The 10,100-nt window shown below is 45.3% G+C and carries 6 protein-coding genes; 4 read left to right on the top strand and 2 right to left on the bottom strand.

Annotated features, from left to right (window positions below; translation table 11 throughout):
* Positions 1-103: 103 nt before the first annotated feature.
* Positions 104-1,891, top strand: a complete 1,788-nt coding sequence (locus HMPREF3190_RS01340; RefSeq protein ID WP_066779582.1) for an ABC transporter ATP-binding protein — start codon at positions 104-106, stop codon at positions 1,889-1,891.
* Entirely contained in the window at positions 1,892-3,640 is a 1,749-nt protein-coding gene (locus tag HMPREF3190_RS01345) for an ABC transporter ATP-binding protein (RefSeq protein WP_066779584.1), read from the top strand. It begins immediately after the preceding gene.
* A 612-nt stretch (positions 3,641-4,252) separates the two neighbouring features.
* On the opposite strand, the gene HMPREF3190_RS01350 is transcribed toward HMPREF3190_RS01345, so the two are convergent.
* Together HMPREF3190_RS01350 and HMPREF3190_RS01355 are read right to left on the bottom strand one after the other, a co-directional pair.
* Positions 4,253-5,008 carry a cytochrome c3 family protein gene (locus tag HMPREF3190_RS01350; RefSeq protein ID WP_066779587.1) on the bottom strand — a complete coding sequence of 252 codons (756 nt, stop codon included), beginning with the start codon at positions 5,006-5,008 and terminating at the stop codon, positions 4,253-4,255.
* Positions 5,009-5,022: 14 nt separating this feature from the next.
* Positions 5,023-6,402 carry an ammonia-forming cytochrome c nitrite reductase subunit c552 gene (locus tag HMPREF3190_RS01355; protein ID WP_066779590.1) on the bottom strand — a complete coding sequence of 460 codons (1,380 nt, stop codon included), beginning with the start codon at positions 6,400-6,402 and terminating at the stop codon, positions 5,023-5,025.
* 383 nt (positions 6,403-6,785) lie between these two features.
* Here HMPREF3190_RS01355 and cysS point away from each other — a divergent pair, with 383 nt between their 5' ends.
* Positions 6,786-8,420, top strand: a complete 1,635-nt coding sequence (gene cysS, locus HMPREF3190_RS01360) for a cysteine--tRNA ligase (protein ID WP_449675966.1) — start codon at positions 6,786-6,788, stop codon at positions 8,418-8,420.
* Complete coding sequence (locus HMPREF3190_RS01365) at positions 8,410-9,885, top strand: peptidase U32 family protein (protein WP_066779593.1); 1,476 nt, start codon at positions 8,410-8,412, stop codon at positions 9,883-9,885. Before cysS ends, HMPREF3190_RS01365 begins: the two co-directional genes overlap by 11 nt.
* Positions 9,886-10,100: the final 215 nt, after the last annotated feature.

Raw genomic sequence — 10,100 nt, forward strand, 5'->3', positions numbered from 1 at the left:
CCATTAGAGGGTGGAACGGACCACACCTTATTTCATAAACTGTTTTAGAGAATACGTTAATTTCTCTTCGACCAAAACAGTTTAGAAATGAGGTGTTTTTATTTTGAAAAGCAAAAAAAGAATATTGCCGATTGTTCTGTCTTTTGCAGACAGTGCGAAACCACAGTTTATACTATCTATTCTATTTGCCGTGCTAAGCGTTTTCTGTGGTTTTTTGCCTTATTTTGGGATCTATCAAGTCCTTCTTGTGTTTTTTTCAAAAGTACAAGATAGCAGTCAAATTTCTGTGCATTCACTTGTCTCTTGGTTCCTTTTGTGCGTCGCAGGATATGGCCTTAAAGTCTTGTTTCACACAATCTCAACGAATCGGTCTCACCATGCCGCCTACCATATTCTTAAAAATATACGAAGCCGACTGACCGATAAATTAATGCGCTTGCCGCTTGGAACTGTAACAGGAAAAACCGCCGGTGAACTCAAGAGCATTATTGTTGACCGCGTAGAAACGATTGAATTACCTTTGGCACACTTGATACCGGAAGGCTTATCGAATCTGATTTTTCCTGTTATCGTATTTATTTTCATGCTGGTATGGAATTGGAAAGTCGCATTGGCATCTATTGCCTGCATTCCTTGTGGCGGGCTTGCCTATGCGATCGTCATGAAGACATTTAACAGCAAATATGACAGCTATATGAAAGCTTCTAAAAAACTGGACAGTGTGATTGTGGAATATGTGGAAGGCATTGAAGTTGTCAAGGCTTTTAATCAATCCAGTAAATCCTATAAAAAATACACGAATGCAATCACGTCCTTTAAAGATTTTACTTTAGATTGGTTTCGCTCCACTTGGCCGCTGATGAATTTTGCAGCGGCGATACTGCCGAGCACACTGTTAGGCATTCTTCCGGCAGGTATCTTGCTTTATGCTACAGGAAATCTAACACCTGCTGAACTAACGCTTACTATCATCCTTTCCTTAAGTCTGGTAGGCTCCGTTTCATACTTTACGACAGCTGTCAACAGCTATAAATCCATTGAATACGCTCTGCTGGATGTTCAGAAAATTTTAGACTTGCAAGAGCTTCCGGAAGAAAAAGAGCCGAAAGAACTGTCCGGTTATGACATTTCATATAAGGATGTCACATTTTCTTATGAAGAGGCTCAAGCGCCTGTCGTTAAAGATTTTTCTTTAGAAATACCCGAGGAATCTTTCGTAGCTTTGGTAGGTCCTTCCGGCGGAGGAAAAACTACCTTATCTCGATTACTTCTGCGTTTTTGGGATGTGAATCAGGGATGTATTTGTATCGGAGGAAAGGATATACGCTCTTTGCCACTTGAACAGCTCTCAGGACTCATCAGCTATGTTTCTCAGGATACTTTTCTTTTCAATATGTCCCTTTTTGAAAATATCCGCGTAGGCAATCCGGCCGCAACAAAAGAAGAGGTGTTTCAGGCTGCTCATATGGCACAATGCGAGGAGTTTATTTCACGTTTAGAACAAGGTTGGGACACGCCGGCTGGAGAAGCGGGGGATAAACTGTCGGGCGGTGAAAAACAGCGTATAGCAATTGCCAGGGCAATACTAAAAGATGCCCCTATCGTTGTTTTGGATGAAGCAACCGCATTTACTGATCCAGAAAATGAACTTCAACTCCAAAAATCGATTAATGAACTAACGCGTGGCAAGACGCTGTTAGTGATTGCCCATAGGCTTTCTACGATAAAAAATGCCGACAAAATCGTTGTTTTGCAGGAAGGCACAAAAGTGGCGGAAGGAACGCAGAATGAACTTCTGAAGGTTTGCTCTCTTTACCGCTCCATGTGGGAAGCACATGTTGGTGGCAAAGCATGGGCGGCATCCAATCAAGAGAAAGGAGCGGATAAATAAATGTTTACCATGATCAAACGTATCATTGATTGGACAGGTTCTTATAAAAAAAGATTTTACTGGGGCGTCGTCTGGTCGTTATTAGAGAATTTCTTTATTGCTTTTCCCTTGATGGGAGCGGCTTATGTTCTGAACCTTATGCTGCAGGATACAGCAGGGCTCAGGAGTTTGCACACAAAGGAAGCTTTATGGGCGCTTTTGTTTATGGTTTTCTGTGTTTTAGGTCGTTTCTTCTTCTCCTATCTGCGGGCTGTTTTTCAAGAAAGCATTGCTTATGAGAAAACAGCCGAGGAGCGCATCGAGATAGGCGATATATTAAAGCGAGTTTCCCTTGGCTTTTTTGATCGTCACAAGACCGGTGAAATTGCGGGAGCAGTTACAACCGACTTATCTACTTTGGAATTGTATGCCATGAAGATGACGGATACAGTTATCGGAGCTTATTTGCAGACTCTTGCCATGATTCTAAGCATCCTTTTTTTCTCATGGAAAGTAGCAACTGTTGCTTTAATGGGTGTATTATGTTCTGCATTTTTCCAGCGCCGACTGGTGAAAGATAGCCGGGCAAACACAGCGGTACGCCAGAAAGCCAATGATAGCATGATTAACGCAACGCTCCAATTTATCCGCGGAATAACGGTTATTAAATCGTATGGGAGAACAGCAAGCGCCGTTGCGGAACTACAAAAATCTTTTTCCGATCAACGTGACATCAACATAAAAATAGAAAATGATTACATGTGGACGAACGGTCTTTACCAGTTAAGCCTAAAATTGACCTCCGTAGCAATCGCTTTGATGGTATGCCTTCAAACCATTCACGGTGAAATTTCTCTGCCTATTATGCTCATGATAGTGATCTTTTCATTTGTTATGTTTACTCGTTTGGAAACGGTAACTACTGCTTCTCACACCTTGGAAATGATGCGAGCAGCGCTGGACAAACTTCAAACAATTAAGACGGCAAAGTATATCGACGAAGATTCAAAAGATATTGTTTTAAACAATTTTGACATTTCTTATCAGAACGTATCCTTCGCTTACGATCACAAAAATATTATCGAGAATGTGAGCTTTTCTCTTCCCGAAAATTCAACTTTAGCCATCGTGGGACCCTCCGGTTCCGGTAAAACAACACTCTGTAATTTGCTTGCCAGATTCTATGATGTCAATCATGGGTCTATTTCTATCGATGGACATGATATCAGGGAAATGACTTGTGATACTCTGCTGCGATATATTTCGATCGTTTTTCAGCATGTCTATCTGTTTCATGACACGATATTGAACAACATTCGTTTTGGCAGACCGGAAGCCAGCTTCGAGGAGATTAAAGAAGCTGCCAAAAAGGCGGCTTGTCATGAATTTATTGAGAATTTACCAAACGGCTATAACACGATGCTTGGCGAAGGCGGTTCGACACTTTCAGGAGGAGAAAAACAACGCTTATCCATTGCTCGTGCCATACTAAAAGATGCACCTATCGTTATATTAGATGAAGCAACTGCCAGTGTAGATCCTGAAAACGAGCATTTAATTCAACAAGCCATATCCGCCTTGGTCAAAGGAAAAACATTGATCGTTATTGCCCACAGGCTAAACACAATCCAGTTCGCTGACAATATTTTAGTTATAGACCAAGGAAAACTGGTACAGCAGGGAACGCATGGGCAGTTAATAAAAGAAGAAGGAATATATAAAGATTTCCAGAAAATACTCAATAAGACAAGTAACTGGCAACTCGGTTGAACAAATTTATTTTAATTTAGCAACTCCAATTATTATGAAAAGGGGGACTCCTGCGTGCTCATGTTTGCAGTCAGTCCCTTTTGTTTTAGGGTTAGCGCATTAGTCCTTGCTCAATTTCGTACCCCTTGGTATTAGGTTCGTACCCTAAGCGACGATGCCGTTCAAATGCATCAAATATATTGTTTTGTTCTCATATAAAATTCCATCATAAGGTTCAATCAAGCTGGCAATAAGCTGAACAGCGTCATGTGGTGTGTAATACTCACCTTCTTCTTTTGTTGCGTTAACAATTATTCAAACCTTTGTAGACAAGATGTATGTAGAAAAATCTGAAAAGTATCAGACACAAGAACTAAGTAAAACCATTTGAATACGGTGAAATTATTGAGGTGCAGTTGATACTCCACCCCATAAGTAAAATCGGCGTAGCCGGTAGCACTACCGATTACGCCAATATTTTTTAGGAATTAAATCCCTATGTAAAAGCCCCTCGTAGTGAGGGGCTTTTTTAATCGTTTCATGCATCAAGCAGCGCTGCTGCGTTCCCGCAATGCTGCATCCCCGCACCGTCACGTTCCCGCGCACCCGCGCCGTTATCGCGCTACGAACGCATTAGCGATTCGACAGTTGAACATACGGGTTCGCTTTGGCGTTAGCAAGAATCTTATCGCCTTCTGCTTTCGTAACCCAGCCTTTAGGCAGTTCAACGTTTTCATGCTCATGGCAACCCGTGCACACCAACACGCTTGCGCGGTGACCCTTATGACAGTCGGTGCACTGAATCTCAAGGCCTGGATGATGCTGCGAGTGCGGGTTAAACTTCCTGTTCACCGTAACTTTTTCAAGGTTCGCACGGTTCACTAATCCATCGGCACCCATCAAGTACGAATGGCAATTCTCATTCGAGCAAAACTGCGTAGGCTCGGCCTTTTCCCACTCCACTAACTGATGAGCATTCGGCTCGGTTTGTGGCAGCTGATAATTTCCGCTAATTTGTTCGGTAAGCTCTTGCATTTGCTGTGCAATTACTGGATGGTGACAATCCATGCAGCGAATTTCAGGCTTTGCCGTTGTATGTGTTAAACGGTGGCGCGTTGAAAGCATGGCCGAGGTATCACTGACGGCATTACCGTACTTGTCAATACCAGGAGCGTTTTGATCTTGAAGGTAGGTATCAAGATACGGATCCATGTTATGGCAAATAGCTGCGCAAAACCCCGGCGTTTCATGCCAATGCCAAAACCCAATTCCTGCTCCGCCCATAACAATTACAATAGCTGCGCAAATGCCAAACTTCTTACCGCGCTTCATGGGGCATCGCGCTTTTTTTGGCGCCTGAGCGTTAGGTGCTGTATCTTTGCTAGTCATACACTCACCGCCCTTTAACGCTGGTCATGGGCGTCATAGTACTGCTTCGCCGTTTCTTTAAATTGATACTCTTTTGCAGGATCGTATTCGCTTACAAACTTATCGGCAGACGACTCAACACCAAGAATCTTATCGCCCTCATTAAGCAGTGCCTCGCAACGATCTAACACTTCGCGGAAACGGGCCGGGAAATGAGCTCCCTTAGAATTTTCAGCGTACGAAGAATTCCAGTAGAACGTAGCTTCACGCTGAATTTGACGCAGACGCGGCATGTCGGCTTCGTTTATCGTGCCAGCACGCACGCCAGCAACGAAATTCTGAACGAAGCTTGCGCAGCGCATACCCAGCTGATGCGTGCGGCCATAAATTTCATCCTGCCACGCTTTTACTTCTGCTTTAAGATCTTTGTGGCACTTGGAGCAGTCTTTCTTCAACAGCTCTTCATTTTTCAGAGGGCTTTGCCAGAAATGCGAATGATACGCATTGCCTTTTTCGTCAGTTTTTACTGCCATATGACAATCAGCGCAGTCGTAGCCAAGCTGTGTCATGTGATTGCCGTGATCGCCGCCGTAGTTGTACTCGTATTCTGAGTGGCGAACTGCAATCATCTTTGCGCCTGTTTCAGGATACGTCCAGTCAACGTAATTGTGATCGTCGTACCATTTCAAAGCACGTTCAGGCGTCATGCCTTCCACGTTATCATAAGGAGATGTAGGCTCGCCTGTTACCGGATCCATCGAATAGTCGCAATGGCACTGACCGCAGGCTTCGCCCGACGCCGAACGCTTATTGATGCTTGAACCCAAAGCACGAACCCAGTCAGCGCGCTCGATATGCATTTTGCCAGGATTTTCATTCTCGTGGCACATAGCGCACGTAATGCCGTCTTCTACGGTTTCAGCAACTTTAAACATGTTAAGTTGCCACACGCCTTTTCCATCACGCGCAGCCATCTCATGAACATCAGGCGTTTTGCACGCAAGGCAGCCTGCTTTTGTTTTCTCATTCACACGGCCGTTGTGCGTAGCCGTATACATTGAACTGGTATGTCCGCCTGCTTCATAGAAGAATTTAGCATAACCATAGCCTTTGCCAAGCGTTACCATCTCGGGATATTTCGCGTTACGACTTCCCTTTCCATTGGCGCGTGGCCAGGGGTTTTTGTCGTTTTCCATAAACGAGTTGTACTGATTAGGATACTGATCTTTCCAACTCTTTGTACCAATGATGCCAAACGAATTCTTTTCAGGAATACTTGTTGGTGTAGTAACAACGGGCGTTGGGTTTCCCATATTTGCTTTGGGGGCGCAACCTACAATTCCCACTACCAGTGCAACGGCGGCGAAAGCTCCAGCAGCAACCTTAAGCTTCCCCTTATTTTGTAACAGTGGCATAAGTCCCCTATCTCTCTGCGCTTCCTGTACTACCTACAATAATTAACAGGTAGCAATTTGTTAAATTAGTATTTCTAATAAGAAAATGCGAACTGGGGAAACGTAGTGTTTTATAAGAAATTATTATGATGAAGAAGATGTGACAGCACGACAAACGCGTTTGCAAACGTGCAAGGCCTCACAAAAATGATAGGTTTCCCATATCAAAGCTTGTTTCTATAATCTTTACAGCATCATCTTAACGTCTACACTCCATAAACAGCCACACGCGCAGTATGCGCAATTATCTTGCATACTGTGTACGTATCTGGCCCGCCTGTGATAAAATTACGCGTGTAATGCTGCCATAGGAATATGCTGCACATTCATGCAGGTACCCTTATGTGGTTGCATCATTTCAACCTGTTCACATCGTATATAAAAGTGAGTTAGCAATGATTAAGCTGTACGATACCCAAAAACGAGACAAACGCACATTTACGCCCCTTCACGATAATGAAATTCGCATGTATGTATGTGGACCTACCGTCTACAACTATGTACACATTGGGAATGCGCGCACGTTTGTTTCCTTTGATGTTATTCGCCGTTATCTTACGTGGCGCGGTTATGCAGTGCGATTCGTTTCAAATATTACTGATGTTGACGATAAAATTATTGCGCGTGCAGCTGAAGAACACAAAACAGCAAGCGATATTGCACAGTTCTATACGCAGGCATTTATTGAAGATATGCACGCATTACACGTGCTTGACCCCGATATTCGCCCAAAAGCAACGGAAGAAATTCCTGAAATGATTCAATTCATTGAGTCGCTGATACGTGGTGGCCATGCCTACGTAAGTGCAGGCGATGTGTACTTTTCAGTGCGTTCGCTTGACGAATATGGCGCTTTGTCTCACAAGAACATCGACGAGCTTGAATCGGGGCATCGCCAGCTGCGCTTTGATACGTCGCATCAGGGGAAACGCGACGCTGCTGACTTTGCATTATGGAAGGAAGCGAAACCAGGCGAGCCAGCGTGGGAATCGCCCTGGGGTTTGGGCAGGCCGGGTTGGCATCTTGAATGCAGCGCTATGACGCGCAAATACCTTGGCTATCCTTTCGATATTCATGGAGGCGGCTGTGACCTTATTTTCCCTCATCATGAAAACGAACAAGCGCAAGCTCTTGCAGCGTACCACACGGGCTTTGCGAACTATTGGCTGCACACGGGCATGCTGCAAATCAATTCCGAAAAAATGAGCAAATCGCTTGGTAACTTTTTACTGCTGCGCACTATTTTGGAAACTGTTGACGCAAACGACCTGCGCTTTTTGATGTTGCAGGCCCATTATCGTTCGTCGCTTGATTTTTCGGATGATGCGCTTGAATGTGCAAAAACAGCATTAGCTCGCATCAAGCATACCATTGCCACGCTTAGGTGGATATGCTCCACGCAGCAGAATTCGTTGCAGAAAAACGATATGGAACATGATGCCAACACTAAAGAATGCACTGCAGCGAGCACACAAGACAACAGCACGGGGCAAGCTGCTACGCTTGTGCGTGAACGCGAAGCGTTCCTCAGCGCGTTTCGCGATTCGATGGATGATGATTTCAACACACCTAAAGCACTTGGTGTAATTTTCGACTATTGCGGTGTTCTGAATACTATTGCTCATCAAGTGGAATGTACGAACGCACCTTGTCAAGAACTGCAAGTGTCAGTTGATACGCTCCAAGAAATTATGAGCGTGTTAGGAATTAGCAAAGAGGCATTTGAATGCAAGAATAGTTGCTATGTTCATGCGGATAAGCTTATTGAGCTAGCGGAAACGCTTGCAAGTGAACAAAAGAGTGCGCATGCGCAATTCAGCAATGTAGAAAAAGCGATCGATTACGTTCTTGACGTGCGCACACAAGCACGACGTAACAAACAATGGCAGTGCGCTGACGCTATACGAGACAAGCTTAAAGAGCTCGGATACAGCATAGAAGATACCCCTCAAGGAGCACGTCTTATTCATGAATCATAATTGCACGAATCGCAATGAACACACGCACCGCAATAAACCGGAGCTGCTTGCTCCCGCAGGTGGATTAGCGCAACTCAAAACTGCAATTGCATATGGTGCCGATGCCGTATATCTTGCCGCCGACAAATTCGGAATGCGCGCGCGAGCAGATAATTTCTCGCTTGACGAAGCGTGCAAGGCTATCGAATACGCACATCAGCGCTCTGTTTCTGTATATATTACGATAAATATCCTCATGAATGATAGCGAAATTTCGCACTTGCACGACTACTGCAAAACACTCGCAAAAGCAGGAGCAGACGCATTTATTGTCTCTGACATGGGAGCACTTGCAACAGCAAAAGAAGCAGCACCCGATTGCGACATCCATATCAGCACGCAAGCAAGCATCATGAACGCAGCAGCAGCACGCATGTGGCACTCGCTCGGTGCAACGAGAATTGTGTGTGCTCGTGAAATGAGTCTGCGCAGCATAGCTGAACTGCGAAAAAACATTCCCGAAAGTTTGGAAATTGAAGCGTTCGTGCACGGCGCCATGTGTATGGCGTATTCAGGTCGATGCCTTTTGAGTAGCGCTATGACCGGCAGAAGTGCTAATAAAGGTGCGTGCGCGCAATCGTGTCGCTGGAATTATGCGCTGGTCGAAGAAAAGCGCCCGGGCGAGTATTTCCCTATTGAAGAAGATGCAAGTGGTACCTACATTATGAACGCTGAAGATTTATGCATGATAGACCACCTGCAAGAGCTACAAAACGCGGGCGTAAGTTCGCTTAAAATTGAAGGCCGTAACAAGCGTTCGTTTTATGTTGCCAGCGTCGTGGGAGCATATAGGCGTGTGCTTGATGGAGGAAGCCTTGAACGCGCACATGACGATTTGTGCGCTATTTCGCACCGGCCGTACGGCACGGGGTTCTACTTTGGGCGTCCAAACCAAACGACCCACGCCGATGGATATATCAAGGATGCTCTGCACGTTGCTGATTTTATGGAATGTGAGCTCTGTAGCTGCAATAATACCGGTGACGATGCCAGCGATGCCAGTGCCAGCGGCGAAGTTCGCGGCGTCGGGCGCGGTGCCAATGCCGGCGGCGCAAGTGCCAGCGGCTTCAGTGCCAGTGATGCCAGCACGAGCACAGAAACGTACCGCATTACCGTATTGTGTCGCAACCGCTTTTTCGACGGCGACACACTCGAAGTAATTGCGCCTGGCTGCGACTCGTTCCCCATACACATAAGCAACGTGTATCTTTTGGCACCACGCGAAGGCAAAATACCGTTTGTTGAGCAAAATGTCACGTATGAACAGGTAAAACAGAACTCGTATCCAGAGCGCGTTTCGGTTGCGAATAGAGCAGGAGAATACTACCAGTTCACATGGTCAAAGCCACTGCCCGCTCATTCGTTCATACGGCGCCGCATCGATGCTCCCCTGCCTGCAGAATATGCCGATAATACTTCCTGCTGAAAATCATTTCACGCATCGTTATGCCCATCACGTATCGGTATGCCCATGCCCACAGAGTATGCCAATAGTACAGCATAAGCGCCTGTTGTAGCACGCGGTAATTTCGGTCACATTTCGGTCACATGACTTTTTTTATCATAGAAAGACACAAAACGCCGCACGATCAAAAAAACGGTGCTTGTGACCATGCGTTTTGTGCAAGCTTTCTGACAAAA

Source organism: Umbribacter vaginalis (assembly GCA_001552935.1).
GTDB lineage: Bacteria > Actinomycetota > Coriobacteriia > Coriobacteriales > Eggerthellaceae > Berryella > Berryella vaginalis.

Coding starts and splice junctions, on each gene's coding strand:
- HMPREF3190_RS01345 (WP_066779584.1), top strand. CDS start 1,892: ATGTTTACCATGATCAAACGTATCATTGATTGGACAGGTTCTTATAAA.
- HMPREF3190_RS01350 (WP_066779587.1), bottom strand. CDS start 5,008: ATGACTAGCAAAGATACAGCACCTAACGCTCAGGCGCCAAAAAAAGCG.
- HMPREF3190_RS01355 (WP_066779590.1), bottom strand. CDS start 6,402: ATGCCACTGTTACAAAATAAGGGGAAGCTTAAGGTTGCTGCTGGAGCT.
- HMPREF3190_RS01365 (WP_066779593.1), top strand. CDS start 8,410: ATGAATCATAATTGCACGAATCGCAATGAACACACGCACCGCAATAAA.